Raw genomic sequence first — 270 nt, 5'->3', positions numbered from 1 at the left:
TGTTTTTCTGAATCTTCCTGCAAGCATTTTGAACAGTTATCCAGCGATTGGACGCGTGATTATTGGCGCTTTTTTAAATGCGATGGTTACGGCTGACGGAAAATATAAAAAGCGTGTTTTGTTTGTCTTGGATGAAGTTGATCTTCTTGGTTATATGAATATTTTAGAGGAAGCACGCGACCGTGGGCGTAAATACGGCACATCCTTGATGCTCTTTTATCAATCCTCTGGTCAGTTGGTCAATCACTTTGGAGAAGCGGGGGCGCGTTC

1 protein-coding gene is annotated in these 270 nt (G+C 43.0%); it reads left to right on the top strand.

Annotated elements, in window-relative coordinates; all coding sequences use genetic code 11:
* Positions 1 to 270, top strand: a 270-nt coding sequence (locus tag ACFIK8_RS09610; RefSeq protein ID WP_375669296.1) for a type IV secretory system conjugative DNA transfer family protein, incomplete at both ends; no start/stop codon positions are given.

It is taken from the genome of Bartonella sp. MR168JLCBS, from assembly GCF_042194175.1.
The sequence above is the reverse complement of the archived record's forward strand: the minus strand, read 5'-3'. Positions and strand labels throughout refer to the sequence as shown.